This window comes from Alkalicoccobacillus murimartini, from assembly GCF_030813245.1.
Taxonomy (GTDB): Bacteria; Bacillota; Bacilli; order Bacillales; family Bacillaceae_D; genus Alkalicoccobacillus; species Alkalicoccobacillus murimartini.
The window spans coordinates 38,260-53,817 of the sequence record NZ_JAUSUA010000003.1 but is presented as its reverse complement, the minus strand read 5'-3'; the positions used below and the strand labels follow the sequence as shown (position 1 = coordinate 53,817).

Sequence of the window (15,558 nt, the reverse complement as noted above, 5' to 3'; positions counted from 1 at the left end):
AACAGAGCCGTCACATCGTTCCAAGAAACAGTCTGTCCAATTAGATGGAGCTTGTCTCTTTTTATAGCTGATGGTTACAATGTAGATGAGATTAAATATTTTCGGAGGCACTCCATGATTATTGTACAGCTATCTAACATTTTTCTATACATCGCTTTTGCTTTTGTTAGCGGTTATTATATTCTCAAACTCATTCCAGAGCAGTATCAACCAACGATTTCTCTAAAGAAACAAAGCGTTGAAAGTATGTTGATCTCTATTCCCATTCTCCTTGCTGTGCCTACAATGAATGTGATTACCACACTCACAAGTCAGTTTGGATCTACCTGGCCTGATGCCATTAGTTCAGTTTTGTTTACTTATGCAACAGGACAAGCTTTACTATTTGCTTCTATCATTACTGTGAGTATGCTACTGATCCAACGGGCAGAGAAACAAGCTTCACAGCTGACCAACTACTTACTTTTAATAGGTACAGTCTTGCTCATGCTCTCAGCTAGTTGGGCGAGCCACGGAGCTTCTATTGCAGGATGGATGGGATTTATCTCAACCTTTATTCACTTTCTAAGTGTCGCAGCATGGATCGGCCCTTTGTTTGTAATGGGTTGGTTTGCTTCACAACTGCCAGATAGCCAGAAGTTACACAAGTGGTTTTCACCCGTTGCAGCTGGGGCTGTTTTGCTGTTGTCTCTGTCCGGGTTATTTTTAGTTACACGTGTTACGCAGGATTATTTTAATGGCTGGCTATTATCTTATGGGCAGTTTCTGCTGGTGAAGCATCTGCTCTATCTACCACTTCTCTTTTTTGGATTTCGTCATCTCGTATTACTCAGCTTAAAAAAGCCGAGATTATCAGGGGCACAGCTTCAACGTTCGTTTAAGGCAGAGTCGATCATCGCCTTTTTTATCTTTTTGGTCACAGGATTTATGTCTGAATTGGAACCTCCGCATGAAGTGCTACGCACACTTCAATCAGAACCTGTTAGCTGGGTGACGCAATGGTTTATCCAAGAACCTTTATCTCAATATCAGCTCCTTTCCTTTTCACCTGGACCTATTGGGTTTGTCTTACTTTATCTTGCTATCATCTTTTTGTTGGCTGGCTTAGCCATTATGCTTCTAACCAGAGGGGCCTTCTTCTCATCGCTTATGATGGCCTTATTATTTATTAGTTTGTATGGCGGACTGATGACCTCACTCTCTCCAGGTGAAATCTATGTAGATAACACTTCGTATTCAGAAGTAGAGGATGCCATTGCTGCCAGTCACCCCGAACAATCTACCATTGATGTGCTCTGGGAGGATATTAATACAGACGATGCATACGCCATTTATACTGTGAATGAGACAGATCTCGGACTCGAAAAGTTAACTGTGAATCTAGAGAAATTCACTCGTATTCCAGTAAGCGGGTTGGTATTAGAAGGCGGATTCAGTCGATCTGGAACCAACGGAACTCAAACACAACGATTTGACTCTGGAAGCTGGTATAATCCGGACTTTAGATTCACGTATGTCACATTCGGATACACACCACTACCTGAAGCAGAACGAGCACGAATTGCCTATTCAGGAGAAACGATTACCGTTCCAATCGAAGATCAAACATTCTTATCAATTACAGACAGTGATGAAAACTGGTACGACTCACATACAATCGAGATTCTTGATGGTGAGGACACTGTACTGGATTCATTTGAACTAGACTCCATGAGTGGCGGATTCCACCATTAAACAATGAAAGCCCATCGAGCAGGTAGTATACCAGCTCGATGGGCTTTTTATTTTATCTTTTTTCACAAATTAAACCAATACGACCTGTTCTTCTTTTAGGACACTCCCAAGATATTTAGCTACCTCAAGCATACCGAAGACTCCAGCTTTCTCTTCAGCCTCTGAATTGTAATTTGTGTTGGTATTAATGTCATAGCTGTACAGGTTGCCTTGCTTGTCGCGGATACACTCAATGCCAGCAATTTGGATGCCATTTGCCTTAAGTACCTCCGCATATTTCTCAAGCACTGGATCATCAAAGCTGTTATCGACCTGGAATTTCGCTTGAGGCTCTTCTCCAGCCGGGCAAAATAAATCCTCTATAGAGCACGCATCAGCTGGGCAAAGTTCAAATCCTTCTGATGTATCAACACGTACCGCATAGACAAACTTTCCTCCAACAAACTCACAACGAGTGATATACGGTTCTGGCGCTTCAATATATTGTTGCAATAAGGTAATGCCATCTACCGGTTCCTCAAATTCATCACTTTCCAAGTAGGTTTTTAGTGCTTGCTTGTCCTGAAACAACCTCACACCAAGCCCTTTTCCTGCACGGTTATGCTTCGTAATAAACGCCTGTCCTTCAAACGCGTTAGCTGCCTCCAGGATCTGATCCTGCCCAACAGCTGCTAGTGTTTTAGGTGTAAGCACACCGAACTTCTCAAGCTCCATGTATTGGACTACTTTACTTACTTCAAGCTGTAGGGCACGACTATTGTTAATAACCGTTCGACCATGTCGCTCAAGCCAAGCTAAAACAGCCGCCGCTAATTCTGGTGCATACCTATGATTTCGTGTATGGGCAGAAGCACTCATTCGCGAGTAAAATATGCCTTCAGGAGGCGCTTCATTCAGGTTAATAGAGCCAGATCCTAAATGCCAGTCTTCATAAGGAAGTCCTAATTCTTCTAATCTCTTAAACAGGTGAATGGTCCACTCTTGGTTTTCGTGAATTACATATATTTTCTTCATCCAATCGTCCCCTTACGTAATAGCTGTATTTGTCTGGTTTCTAAATTGTTCGACCAATGGCATAACATCTCGTGCAAAGCGCTCCATCTCCTCATATTGTGGGGAGCATTGAAGCAGTACTAGATCAAGACCCGCCTCTTCAAATTCAAGAATTCGCTTCGCAATGGTCTCAGGTGTACCTATAAGCTGTGGTCTAAGTCCACGGTTAGACACGGAATAATCCTGTAGCTTAATTTGTTGTTCCAGCTGTGATTTACTTGTGAAATCATCATACCCCGCATAAGCATCCGATTCTTTTACATCGGTAATTCGTTCTAGCTCAGCCTGCGCCTCTTCCTCTGTATCGCGGCAGATCACATAAGCCGCCATGCCAAAGCTCGATAGTGGAGCATGACTAGTTTTCGCTCGGCGCTCTTTCATATCTAAAATCTTCGTACGAATTTCCTCAACAGTTCCCCCATGCATCACATAGGCGTCACACTTCTCAGTAATGGTTGTTTTGCCTTGTTCACTTTCGCCACCTGCATATAAAATTGGATTAGGTCGCTGTACAGGTTTAGGCGAGAGACGCGTTTCTTTTAACTGATAATAGGTTCCATCATAAGAAAAGGAATCCTCTGTCCACAGTCCTTTTAACACATCAATAAATTCCTCCGTGCGTGCATACCGCTCATCATGCTCTGTGAACACGCCTCCATATTGGCGAGCTTCCTCCGCCCACCAAGCCGATACGACATTTAACGTAAAACGACCGTTGCTTATCTGATCAATATTTGCGGCCATCTTTGCCGTAGTCGCTGGATTATGGAACCCAGGTCTAATCGCCGTCATTAATTCAATTTTATTTGTAACCGATGCAAGGGCAGCAGCTGTGGTCCAAGCCTCCAGCACATCCTCACCTGGTCCTTTTATATCATTTAAATAGAGCTCAGCAAGAAGCGTCGTATCGTATCCCCACTCTTCCGCTGCCTGAACGACTTTTTTTGCATAGTCAAAGGTCGATGGCATCTGTTCATCCTCAACATTACGTAGCCAGCCACCAAAGATCGGCAACCAAAACCCGTATTTCATAACGCTTCCCCCCAGTTCCTATAAAAAAAACACCTCTTCTATAAGAAGACGTGAACGTTCTCCTTATCTATCAGAACACCTACTGTTCTGCTGGATTTGGCACCTTTACATACGTGTCGGTTGCCGGGCATCATCGGGCCAGTCCCTCCGCCTCTCTTGATAAGAGCTTTATATTAGTACTAACTTTATCAATCTACTCAGAATAAATCAATGGATAATATTTAGAGGTGAAATCAATTATTCGCGATATAGCTTTTTGTATGTTTTATATGAAAAGATCTCAATGATGATTGTTAGGATGATTAACAAGAAGAGCAGAGTAGAAATAATAAGAGCAAACGAGTTCGCAAATATGAGTGTACATAAAATTAAAGCAGCACCAATATAAACGGTAAGCTTTCCAGCAAAATGATTAGTTAAACGCCAAACCTCATCATCCTTCAATGCCCATATTGTGCGAGCACCAAACAAGACGTTTGGCTTGGTTTTTGGAAAAGCATATCCTACTATCATCATAAATGAACCAAACAAAATACCTATAACCAACCCAACGTTAACATTAAAGCCTATTATATGAAGAGAGATAGCTAGATGAATAACAAATATAAACACGGACATGACAATCTGAGCTAATGATTCAAATTCAAATCGAGTGTCCGTTAAAGACTGATACGCTTTGAATAATAAATAATTCACTGGATAGACAGTAATCATTAGTAAAGGAAATAGGCAAACAGCAATCCAATCCGCGGCAGCCCGTTGTTCACCTAAATTAAACAACGTAATCCCACTAATTAAAAAAGCTAGCATGAGCAAAAATATTGGTATAACCCTCAATTAAATCCACCAGCTTTTTTTATGGACTTGTATATAAAATAGCAGATGGCCCCCATAAAAATAATAATGATCGCAGAAGAAATTAGAGTAGGTTCTCCAAACACCGCCGTTAAAAGTGGTGCCAGAGAAATATTTATGCCAAAATATCTTGCAACACCAATCAATACAAAGGACGAAAGAATACCTATAACGAAAAGCAGCTTGCCATTCATAAAAGTTTACCCTCCTATAAATATCAGAAAATACATTATATTCAGTGTATCAGTGACTTAATGATAAATATACCCACATAGTAGGGTGATGAAACCCATTTGCTTCCATCGTTCAACCCCCCCTCCCCGCAAAAACCACAAAAAAACAGCAAGCACCCGTAGATACTCACTGCACTTTCTCTTATCCCTTCGCCGCTTCTTCCGCAGCACTCTCATCCATATAGAAAACTTCCCACAGATGTCCATCCAAATCGGCAAAGCTCCAGCCGTACATGAATCCATGGTCTTGTGATTCATTATATTTGCTAGCTCCTGCTGCAAAAGCTTGATTTACAATTTCATCTACTTCGGCTCGGCTACCTACAGAGAGAGCCACAATCGCCTCTGAATAGTTGGTGTTATCAGGAATTTCCTTCTTGGTGAAGGAGACAAACCGTTCTTCCTCCAGTAGCATCACGTAGATGGTCTCGCTAATCACCATGCAAGTTGTGGTCTCGTCTTCGAACTGTTCATTAAATGTGAATCCAACTTTAGAGAAAAATGCTTTGGATGTCTGTAAATTCTTGATTGGTAGATTCACAAAGATTTGCTTTGCGTTTACTGTCATTATTCACCTCACCCTTCTTTTATTACGTTATCCTTTATTATTCGCTTCATCCTGACACAATCCTTCTCTACGTCTTTTTTCTTTTTGAGTATATTCAAAAAATGTAGGGACGTCGTACGTATTCACCTTTTCGATCGATTCCATGACTTTCATCTTAATCTCCTGTTCTACATCTTCGCGGTACTGCCAAGGCACTGTACGAACACTTTTCTTAATCTTTGGCTCCATCTTTCTTATTAATTCCTCTTGCCTGTTTTTCTTGTTTTCTTTAATCATTGTTCCCTCCCTGATGAATTGACTCTCTCAACTTAGCTAATGCTCTGCTGCCTATCTGAGAAATGTTCTGCGGTGTGCTACCAAGTTTCTCAGCAATCACCTTATGACTAAGCCCTTGTATAAACTGCAGGTTCAAAACCTGCTTCTGCTTGTCCGAAAGACTTAGAAATTGTTCATAAAGCAGTGGATGCTCGATCAAATCCTCTAAGCTCTTACTTGTCTCTGTCACCAATGTTTCTGTACTTGGCTCCGTTGACTCAAGCACATCGTGTAGATGAAGTGAGTTATCGTATGAGAGCGGCTGATCCATTACATATGAATGTCTGGAGAAATGCCGTCTGTATCGTTTGCTGACATCAATCGAATAAAAATGAATTAATTGCGAGAGGTACTTCACTAATCGAAGTTCCATATAAAAAGCACGGAAACTCTCATTCACAACTTCTATATTCTTTTCAGTTGGATTGGAGATACTTTTCGCCAACTGTTCCTCATGATGTTCTTCTTCTAAAAAAGCTTTAATTACTGGATGTTTTAACGCTTCTCCATAGGTGTTTACATACGTTTGATAAGCAGGAAAGTCCCTATAGGAACGTTGCTTTGGATGCTTCATTTTCCTACCTCCTTTCTCTTTTAAAGAGATGAAGAGACATTAATAAACAACGTCTACTCACAATTTATAAGAACTTATGTTCTCATTATACATAGTTTTTACGAATGTATGTTCTTATTTTCTTGGGAAAAAAGTTGATTTTTTATGAGAAAGCATCTCTTTATACAGTAGCTTCTCTTAAAGGGGTGAAAAAATGGGTGCAATGCCTGAATGGACGATGCTGCTGGCTAACGTTGGATTTCCAAGTACCGTTGCTTTGTATTTATTACTTCGTTTCGAAAAGCGAATCGCCGCACAGACTTTGGCCATTCATGACCTGACAAGAAAGCTGGCTACAAAAAAAGAGGAGGACAACTAACATGAACATCATCCAAGATTTGATTCCAACAAGTAACTCCAACCGACCTGGGACAAGCATTGATCCCACATTTATTACCGTACATGAAACAGCCAACACAAGTAATGGGGCGAATGCTGAATCTCATGCTCGCTATGTAAAAGGAGCAGACGCCCAGAATCGACAGGTGTCCTGGCATTACACAGTAGATGACACGGAAATCTATCAACACCTTCCGACAAATGAAATCGGCTGGCACGCAGGCGCCACTGGTAATAGACAATCCGTTGGGATTGAGCTTTGCGTCAATAGTGACGGGAACTTCACAGCTACACGAGCTAGAGGCATTGAGCTAGTTCGTAGTTTAATGAACCAATTAAACGTCCCCCTTTCTCGTGTCGTTAGCCATCAGCACTGGACTGGTAAGAACTGCCCCGCTAATCTACTTAGTGTCTGGGACAGCTTCATCAACGAGATTGCTAACAGTGAGGGAAGTGATTCAATCGGAACCGTTCGTGTACTCGCTTCCGAGCTTTGGGTCTATAACCAACCTGATTGGAATGCTCGCCATCAAATTGTTAGACGCGACGAGGTATTTACTGTTGTGCGAGAACTGTTTGTGAATGGCTCAAAAATGTACGAGCTTCGAAGTGGCCTGTTCATTACAGCTAACACACAATTTGTGCAATTCAACTCATAAGGAAAGAGGCTTGCGCGTGTGCGCAAGCCTCCTTTTTTTGAGCGATCTGAGTAAAGTGATCAAAGCTCTTGATATTGTTGACTGTTCTCTTGGAAAAGAGCTTCGTGTCTTGATAAATCTTCTTTCTGCTTCGTATCTCTCTGATCTCTCTTGATATCTAGCTCCCTCTCTTGGTAAATGTTCAACTGTTTTTGTATTTCTTATCTTTGTCTTGGTAAACCATCAAACAAACACTCTACTATAGCCACAATTAAAAACAGTGTCCCTTCAATGGGACACTGCTATTTTACAACTCCTATCCTACTCCAATGAAAGCTTCAACCTAGGCTCTTCATCTCCCTTTTGATAAAAGGAAATAGAACCCTCTTCTTCTTGGAAAGAAAAGCTAGAGGCCCAGTCCTCTTCAACATGAGGTTCAGGGGTGCCATATACGATGGAAGCAACTATATGAGTACCAGGTTCAAAATCAGCAACAATTGTTGGGATACTTGTTCTGGATTTTACTAGGTTTGTATTTGCATTCGGAAATACTAGCTTCGCATGACCTTTTCCATATAGAAGTTTGATCGCGCTTGTGCCTCCTACGTTAGAATACAAAGCAGCGTCGTCTGAATTTGTGATCAATGCTGTTGGTTCTGTATTCCGATCACCAAGTCCAACAGCGAATCCTCCTTCTGCAGCTGAGAGATGCCTAGCTGTCTTGATTCGATGGACACGAAGGTGTCCTGGAAGAACTGGAATGACCCATGTTTCTACTTCTACGTCATTCCAAGGCTGCCAAACCATTTGTATCATAGATTCTGAGAGCGTGATTGTTTTAGACGTACGTTTCACTCTGTATAAATGATCCTGCTCACTTAATGCGAGCATTGAATCAAATGCTGCCTGCTCAAGCCCCCATTCTCCTCGTGGGACACTAAATCCGAAGTGACTGGAATAGACAAACTTTTCGTACTTAGCAGAGGTGTGGGTATGATCATTGGTCTTCGTATGTCCGGGATTAAAGATCGCTGCATGCCCGTTGTCGCGAGCAAGTACTTTATTAGATTCAGGCTGTACAGAAACGTCAGCCAATACCGGCATCTTCTCTTCCTCGGCTTCCCAAAAAGGATGGTCCTCTGCCAACGCAAGAAATAAAAATGTTTTTAGTGCCCAGTAAGGAGAGCCCGGTGAATTATAATTCTCTGACACGCACAGGTTTGGATAGGCATATCCAATCGTCAGCACACCTCTTGTATCAAAAATTGGTAGCTCCATCCACTGACGGATATGACGAAATAGAATTCCTTTAATCTCACCAAGAGAATAAGGAGCAACCTCTACATCAGCAAACACAACCGCGCTCCAAAATGCGGCCTGAGAAAAACGGTAGGTCATACTTCGACCAAATGGAATAGCTGCCCCGTCATCAGCAAACCAATAAATGAAGTCCTGTGCAAACAATGCTGCTCTCTCTTTGTAAGTGGCAGCACGCTTAGGGTCCTCATTCTCCATCATCTTTGCATAAAATAAGCTGTAAAAATGAATCGCAAACGGAACGTAATAGTCACGATGAGCATCCTGCCCATCTGCATACCAACCGTCTCCTAAATAGAAGGCCTCCACTCGATCTAGTGATTCATCAATCGTTTTTTGACAGTAAGGAGCACCTACTTGCTTCAAGCCAAGTTGAACTAGCACGGGAAAGAACAACCAATTACAATCATGGCATTTATATTTACTGCTTTGTGACAACCAAACGACTAGTTGTTCTTGCTCTTCAGCCGTAAGTTTCCCCCATACCTGATCCGGAGCTAAACAAAGGGCATAGCCGTATACGGACATCTCAACAAGCCTCTGATCATAATCAGAAAGCTCCCCCCAATATTCAGGATGGGTAGGATTGATTCCATTTTTGATTCCTTCTACTAATGGGTCAATAACTTGCGACTCTTTTCTACCTCCTGCAAGAAGTGGAGCGACTCCCCATAAGAGCCGTGATAACCCTTCCATTTCTGCAGTTTGAGAATCATAGGATGTACCCGTTTCCCCGAGACGAATGCCTGCGTGTCCCGATTGAAACTCAGAGATTGCTGGTTTTACAAGTTTTAGCAATATATCTTCAAGCTCTGTTTTCTCTTTGTTTCCTTTTTGAGTCGATACGTTCCATTTCGTCATTCTTACACCTTCCCTATAGCTGGATTTATTTCATTGTAACCCCTTTCAAAACAAAAAGTGATACAATTTTTACATGAAGGTACCGCAGACAAAAAAATCGCTATGATGATACATCACTGGAGGAGATACACTATGAAACGACCATCTACTGATCTTTTATTTACAGATAGTTTTGGCTTTCCAATGACAAGCGAACGTGCACAACAAAAAATAAAAAATTCCCCTCACCTGCAACATTGGGTCAGCGAGCTATCAATTGATGCAGATAGACTCATGAATGAACCCATTCCCACACTTAGTTACACAGCTTTCGCAGACTATGTGAACAACGGGAATCGAGATACCTATCAAAAGCTTTATTTTTTACGCCGCAGACGGTTAAATGCGTTAGCTATCCTTCTCTATTTGAATCCCAATGAACCGCTTTATCAAACTCATCTAGAAAACATCCTCTGGTCCATTTGTGAAGAGTGGACGTGGAGTCTCCCGGCCCACCTAAATCTAGACTCTATTTTTAACTTATCAGAAAATGAATCTAATGCCTACGAACAAATCGATTTATTTGCAGCTGAGACCGCTTTTTCTCTCGCAGAAATTCTGACGATGCACAAAAACCGTTTACCAGCTCTCATAAACCAACGTATCCACTATGAGATAGAAAGACGTGTCCTTCGTCCCTTCTTAGCTTTTGAACATAGCTGGGAGAAAGCAGAACATAACTGGTCTGCCGTGTGTGCGGGATCGATTGGTGCTTGTGCGATCTATTTGGTTGATTCAGAGGACAGGCTCGCTTCGATTCTGGAGAAATGCATTCGCAGTGTTGGTTATTTTGAGCAAGGACTGACTGATGAGGGTGTTTGTCAGGAAGGGTACCATTACTGGCAGTATGGCTACGGCTACTACATCTACTTTGCGGACCTGCTTAAGAAACATACACAAAGTGAAATAAACCTATTAGAGAATCCAAAGATAAAATGTGCCGCCAAGTTTCAAGAAAAAGTGTTTATGGGTGCAGGCACGGTTGCTAATTTTTCTGATGCATTGGAGCAAGCCTCTCCTATGCTAGGGCTCAGTCACTATCTGCATGCTCACATTGATCACATTCACCTACCTCATTCAACTCTGTGTGCGGCGTACGGGAACGACCCATGTTATCGATTTGCTCCGGCTATTCGGGATCTTATTTGGTTTGACGAGACAAATGAAGGGCAAGATTGGCCCTGCCATGAAAGCTTCTTTCCAGAAGCAAAATTATTGCTTAAAACAGCTACATATCATGATAAACAAATCGGTTTCGCAGCCAAAGGCGGGCATAATGATGAACCCCATAACCACAATGACTTAGGACACTTTATGATCTTTGTAGATGGTGTTTCGATGCTTTCTGATTTAGGTGCTGGTCACTATTCAAGGGCCTACTTTGGTTCAAATCGTTATGATATCCTCACTAACGGTTCTCACGGTCATTCAGTACCTATTATCGGAGGGGATGTCCAGAGTACAGGAGAACAAGCTGCTGCTCATGTCCTCTCGTATAACAACCAACATGAAGAGACACGGTTTTCTTTGGATCTGACTAATGCCTATACAACTGAATCCTTGCATTCATTCAAACGAGAATGGAAAGTCGATAACAAAACTGGCGCCATAAAAATCATTGATTCTTTCTCTCTACACTCACCAGAACCGATTATCGAACGCTTTGTCAGCTTAGCAAAAGATGTACAAATTGAATCCGGAAAGCTTATCTTATCTCGATTGGATTCCGAACTCTCCGTTTACTTTGCTCAAGATACATGGTCAGTCGATGTAAAAAGAGAATCATTTATAGACCACTCCGGCGCTCCTCAGGAGGTTGTCCTCATTGATTTTACCCTTAGTGAAGTCAATGGTGATGCCTCGTTTGAATTTGATTTTATTTAGGTTCATATGTCAAAAGTAAAATTTGTGCTATAACAAACTCAAAATCCTCGGCACGAAGAAAAAGAGACGCTACTCTCAGCGTCTCTTTTTCTTTAGACAATTTAATGACCCACCCACTCGTATTACCGACTAAACATCGAACGAAGGTCTACATCTTCACGCTTCTCAGCGGGTGCCTCAAACATAGGCCTTGAGCCAAAGCGAAAGATCCCAGCAAAAATATTGCCTGGAAAGGTTGTTACTTCAGTATTAAAGCGTCCTACTGACTGATTATAGGATTGACGTCCCGCTTGAATGTTCTCCTCAATATTTGTAATGGAACGTTGGAGATGCTTGTATGCATCGCTAAACTTGATATCTGGGTACCGTTCAGCCTGAAGCATGAAGTTAGGTACTTGGCGGTTCATATTGTTGTGTGCTTTGACTTTGTCATCTACATTTGTTGCGTCGATGATTTGTTGTCTTAACCCAATAACTCCTTGCAAGATTTCATTTTCATCTTCTACATGCTGACGTGTCATATCTACTAATTTCGAAAGTTCATCTACCCTTCGCATTAAAATGGCATCCAAATTCGCAAATACATTATCAACATGGATGTTGTAGCGCTGTAATTTATTATAGTAGACAATGGAGATAGCGATCATAGCGATCACGATCACCCCAACTCCAATGAGTATATAAGTCCCCAACTAACACCTCTCCTTTTATCTCTTACGATACACTTTTGTATGTGTGGTTTATTTATTCCAGATTCTCAGATTCAAGTTCAAATCATCTACGAGCTGCATCGCCCGGTTAATATCTTTGTAGTACTCCATAAACATCTTTTTATCTACCTTTTGATGAATGTGTGATTCAAAATGAGTTTGGTTTGTATGAAGCATAAAGTACATTTTCCCATCTAAAAAGGAAAAATAGCTTTTCGCTCGTTTTAACGGTTTGGTGTACTTCTTTGGAATCGGATGTTTGTCCATCTGTTCTAGACTCTGTCTAACGGCTTCTTTTTTGCGATATTTGGCATTGGACCTATTGGATCGTTGTTGGCTGGCAAATTCCATTAAGCGTTTTTTTAATGCTGGTGTCAAAATGTATCTTGCTTTTATTTCATCTGTTGTTTTGACTGTAAACGTCTTATCAAAATCAAGATCCATAGTCTCCATTTCACGTAATATGCCCTCATCACGCTTCGTGAAAAAGCGAGAAAGCCAACTCCTTCGCTTCTCCTTTGGCACAATGGTAGTAAGTCCTTGAAAATCTTTGTTAAAGTCTGCCATAAAAAATAACCCTTGAAAGGCTGCTTCCCTCCAACGCCTCACTCGTTTACGATGCTCATAGGTAACAACTTTATCAGCCGTCACTTCACAGAAATAAACCTTTGTTCGCTCGTCTCCATCTCCCACATACCCTTCAACAAAGTCATCGCCATGATAATAATCGAACTCATCTGCAAAGATATGGGCATCCACAAAATGGTTTGCACGAATATAATGAGTAGGCTTATAAGTAAAATGCTCATTCATAAAATGAATAATTTTTGTTAGGAGCTCTTCTTTTATTCGTTCCTTCAGCTCGGCTTCTGCCTGCTTAAACTGTCTACTTCGTCCCTGCCCAACCGCCATATAATATAAGAGCCATAACCCAGGGATAACAAGTAGGTATTTTAATTCGGCATAAAAGAAAACATAAGCAGCAACAGCCACCGTAAGTAAACTGATGATCACATATAGCTTTCGCTGGGAACCAACTAGTGTCTTTCGTTCATTCTCTAGATCCTCTGCTAAATGATGGAGATCTTGATCATAAAATGCTTCAAACTCCTCCTCGGTTTTTGAGAACCTTTCCAAATCATAGGCGTCTTGAACGTTCTTTATGATAGTTCAACTCCCTTCCTCGAGAATAACTCTTTTTATTCTGCCAAATTCCGCTAAAAAAAGCATGAGGAAAGAGTATTATTTCACATATTTAACCAACGGGACTTATTTCCTCAACCATACTATTCATACAAAAAAACTAAAGCGATTTGCTTTAGCTTAATGGTTTGATTCTTTTTTCTTAGCTGTCTTCTGTTTTAATTCCTCAAGAAGCGTCTCAACATCTTGTTGAATAATGACCTTTAACACCTGATGCTCGGAACGCCAGCCCTTATGATAGAGAGTGTAGCCATAAAAATCCGTACTAGATGAAGGCACCTTGGCTAGCTTTACGTCACGCGCGTGCATCTCCTTCTTGATATCATGTAACTCCTTGCCTAACTCATAAGACATCATCCGTAGACGCTCAGTCGGAAGCTTCCTTAGATGCCTTTCGATCACATTACGCGTTGTAGAACACACAATAAAACGATTTACTAATGGATACATATCTTCTCTAATCATCGGTAACCCCACCTTATAACAAGTAGTATAACCGAACATACGTTCTTTATACAACTGGAAAATAACACAAAAAAACAGCGACATCCATTTGCCGCTGTTACATTCTTTATCTATGACTTCCGTATTTTTTTGCCCTCTGATCTGCTTTCTTATCCGCTACAACTAAACAAGCATGAATAGCTCCTGGCACCCAAAAGAACAGAGTTAAAATGAAATTAAGGATTGCTTGAAAGGGTCTTCCTACAAACAACACCGCAACAGGCGGTAATAAAATCGCAAGTAAATATAACATAACGCATCCATCCTCTGAGTAAATTAAACAAACGTTTACTTAACGTTCCCCGTTTTATTTTATTTAAACGTCTAGAGTAGGATTATGTAGAGTAAGACTAGGTTATGCCTTCCTGGACACCGTTTTTTAACTCACATACAAGACAGTCCATTTAATTACCTCCACCAATCAAATCTTTTACCCGATTACGAAAGACTTCATTTTTCATAAATTCTAGCTGAAAGGCATTTAAGCTATTCGATAATTTCATCTGTTCCTTAATCTGTAACTGATCTGTAAGTATGACCAGTTCTGTTTGGTTGCCTTCCTTATCCGTCGCATACATAGCAATAGTTAATACAAAAGCAGTCGAACCTGCTTTTTGCCCAGCATGCTTTAGCCATTTTTGATTAGCCGGGTTCACCATTAATTGTTCAAGTATTGGATCAAGTTCTGCGTAAACAGCCGGATCAAAAAAGTCCTTATCATTTAATTTCTTCATAATCGTTAGATAGTCTGAACTCGTTGATCCAGGCAGTCGATCTGACCAAATCTGTTGAACCTCCATGTCTAAGTCCTTTGTCATCGATTGTTTCTCATGATGCGTTAAAGGTGTATGTAACCATTGACGATGAATTTGATTGGCGCGCGCTCGATACTCTGTATTGTCCATGTTTTTCATTTCTTGAAGCATTTGTTCACGCGAAAGCTGCTTCTCTTCCTTGATACTGTTAGGAATGGCCAAGGCACTAACAAAAGGATAAAGCGGATCATGTGTATGTAAGTCTAACAATGAGATAAGCTGATTGATTCGGTCTAACCCCAGCCTATTCATTAGATACTCCGTATTAGCATTCGAACTATATGCAATCATCCCAACCGCAATATCCTTAAGAGTCGGTTCCTCTTCCGAAGATAAGCTGTGTAACCAAGCCTGATGAGCGCCACCATCCGTTTTAGGTACATAAAACGGATCAAGCTCCTCTCGCGCAACTGACTCTTTTGGATCCAGCTTTCCTTCCGAAGCCTGCCTTGCATACTCAATGGCCACCATAATTTTAACCGTGCTAGCTAATGGCATCGATTGATTTTCATTAATCGCCGCAAAAGACTCACCATTATAATGAATAGAAGCCGCAGCTCGATTGCTGCCCCTGTTCACTTTTATGAAATGGACTATGTGGAGCGGATTAGGTTTGAGTAGGACTTTCCTTATGAAAAGAATGGACCCAATACCAAGCACAAGCAACCCGCCCACTACTAAGAAGAATTCTGCATCCATTTCTCGTGCCTCCTTTTCGTATGACTTTGGTTTTTTGCGCATCAAACTCTGTTTTTCGCGCATTTTTAACTTTTTTGAGCATCGCGATATCGTTTTCGCGCACTTCTCAGGTTTTCCGCGCACTTCAACTTCTTTTTCGCGCATTC

Annotated in this window: 17 protein-coding genes and 1 riboswitch; of the genes, 4 read left to right on the top strand and 13 right to left on the bottom strand. The window is 41.3% G+C overall.

Translation table 11 applies throughout. From position 1 onward, the window contains the following. Positions 1 to 114 precede the first annotated feature (114 nt). The gene (locus tag J2S05_RS11100; RefSeq protein ID WP_306982793.1) at positions 115 to 1,734 is read left to right on the top strand and encodes a copper resistance D family protein; all 1,620 of its coding nucleotides are present in this window, start codon (positions 115 to 117) and stop codon (positions 1,732 to 1,734) included. Between the two features lie 69 nt (positions 1,735 to 1,803). Here the strand turns inward: J2S05_RS11100 and J2S05_RS11095 are convergent, their stop codons facing one another. From J2S05_RS11095 to J2S05_RS11065, 7 genes are all read right to left on the bottom strand, one after another. Then, entirely contained in the window at positions 1,804 to 2,748 is a 945-nt protein-coding gene (locus J2S05_RS11095; protein WP_306982791.1) for an ATP-grasp domain-containing protein, read from the bottom strand. A 12-nt stretch (positions 2,749 to 2,760) separates the two neighbouring features. Further along, complete coding sequence (locus J2S05_RS11090) at positions 2,761 to 3,819, bottom strand: LLM class flavin-dependent oxidoreductase (RefSeq protein WP_306982789.1); 1,059 nt, start codon at positions 3,817 to 3,819, stop codon at positions 2,761 to 2,763. Positions 3,820 to 3,879: 60 nt separating this feature from the next. Beyond that, positions 3,880 to 3,985: riboswitch (SAM riboswitch) on the bottom strand. A gap of 71 nt (positions 3,986 to 4,056) precedes the next feature. After that, positions 4,057 to 4,656: an SdpI family protein gene (locus J2S05_RS11085; protein WP_306982787.1), complete on the bottom strand. Its 600-nt coding sequence runs from the start codon at positions 4,654 to 4,656 to the stop codon at positions 4,057 to 4,059. Then, a complete protein-coding gene (locus J2S05_RS11080) occupies positions 4,653 to 4,868 on the bottom strand; it encodes a hypothetical protein (protein WP_306982786.1) in 216 nt (71 codons plus the stop codon). Before J2S05_RS11080 ends, J2S05_RS11085 begins: the two co-directional genes overlap by 4 nt. A 181-nt stretch (positions 4,869 to 5,049) precedes the next feature. Then, on the bottom strand, positions 5,050 to 5,475 hold the full coding sequence (locus tag J2S05_RS11075; protein ID WP_306982783.1) for a VOC family protein: 426 nt from the start codon (positions 5,473 to 5,475) through the stop codon (positions 5,050 to 5,052). A 27-nt stretch (positions 5,476 to 5,502) separates the two neighbouring features. After that, complete coding sequence (locus tag J2S05_RS11070) at positions 5,503 to 5,751, bottom strand: hypothetical protein (protein ID WP_306982781.1); 249 nt, start codon at positions 5,749 to 5,751, stop codon at positions 5,503 to 5,505. Continuing rightward, positions 5,744 to 6,364, bottom strand: a complete 621-nt coding sequence (locus J2S05_RS11065) for a sigma-70 family RNA polymerase sigma factor (protein WP_306982779.1) — start codon at positions 6,362 to 6,364, stop codon at positions 5,744 to 5,746. The genes J2S05_RS11070 and J2S05_RS11065 overlap by 8 nt, the downstream gene beginning before the upstream one ends. A 193-nt stretch (positions 6,365 to 6,557) precedes the next feature. Here J2S05_RS11065 and J2S05_RS11060 point away from each other — a divergent pair, with 193 nt between their 5' ends. Next, positions 6,558 to 6,722 (top strand): YvrJ family protein, encoded by a 165-nt coding sequence (locus tag J2S05_RS11060; protein ID WP_306982777.1) that lies wholly within the window; start codon positions 6,558 to 6,560, stop codon positions 6,720 to 6,722. Between the two features lies 1 nt (position 6,723). After that, on the top strand, positions 6,724 to 7,401 hold the full coding sequence (locus J2S05_RS11055) for a peptidoglycan recognition protein family protein (RefSeq protein WP_306982775.1): 678 nt from the start codon (positions 6,724 to 6,726) through the stop codon (positions 7,399 to 7,401). A gap of 300 nt (positions 7,402 to 7,701) precedes the next feature. Here the strand turns inward: J2S05_RS11055 and J2S05_RS11050 are convergent, their stop codons facing one another. Beyond that, positions 7,702 to 9,558 (bottom strand): DUF2264 domain-containing protein, encoded by a 1,857-nt coding sequence (locus J2S05_RS11050; RefSeq protein ID WP_306982774.1) that lies wholly within the window; start codon positions 9,556 to 9,558, stop codon positions 7,702 to 7,704. 132 nt (positions 9,559 to 9,690) lie between these two features. Between J2S05_RS11050 and J2S05_RS11045 the strand changes: the two genes are divergently transcribed. Then, a complete protein-coding gene (locus J2S05_RS11045; protein WP_306982772.1) occupies positions 9,691 to 11,481 on the top strand; it encodes a heparinase II/III domain-containing protein in 1,791 nt (596 codons plus the stop codon). A gap of 122 nt (positions 11,482 to 11,603) precedes the next feature. On the opposite strand, the gene J2S05_RS11040 is transcribed toward J2S05_RS11045, so the two are convergent. From J2S05_RS11040 to J2S05_RS11020, 5 genes are all read right to left on the bottom strand, one after another. After that, positions 11,604 to 12,173, bottom strand: a complete 570-nt coding sequence (locus tag J2S05_RS11040; RefSeq protein WP_306982770.1) for a LemA family protein — start codon at positions 12,171 to 12,173, stop codon at positions 11,604 to 11,606. A gap of 48 nt (positions 12,174 to 12,221) precedes the next feature. After that, positions 12,222 to 13,328 carry a DUF3137 domain-containing protein gene (locus J2S05_RS11035; RefSeq protein ID WP_306982767.1) on the bottom strand — a complete coding sequence of 369 codons (1,107 nt, stop codon included), beginning with the start codon at positions 13,326 to 13,328 and terminating at the stop codon, positions 12,222 to 12,224. Positions 13,329 to 13,514: 186 nt separating this feature from the next. Then, complete coding sequence (locus tag J2S05_RS11030; protein WP_306982766.1) at positions 13,515 to 13,859, bottom strand: hypothetical protein; 345 nt, start codon at positions 13,857 to 13,859, stop codon at positions 13,515 to 13,517. A 106-nt stretch (positions 13,860 to 13,965) separates the two neighbouring features. Next, complete coding sequence (locus J2S05_RS11025; protein ID WP_306982764.1) at positions 13,966 to 14,151, bottom strand: YqaE/Pmp3 family membrane protein; 186 nt, start codon at positions 14,149 to 14,151, stop codon at positions 13,966 to 13,968. A gap of 151 nt (positions 14,152 to 14,302) precedes the next feature. Then, complete coding sequence (locus J2S05_RS11020; RefSeq protein WP_306982762.1) at positions 14,303 to 15,412, bottom strand: serine hydrolase; 1,110 nt, start codon at positions 15,410 to 15,412, stop codon at positions 14,303 to 14,305. Positions 15,413 to 15,558 lie beyond the last annotated feature (146 nt).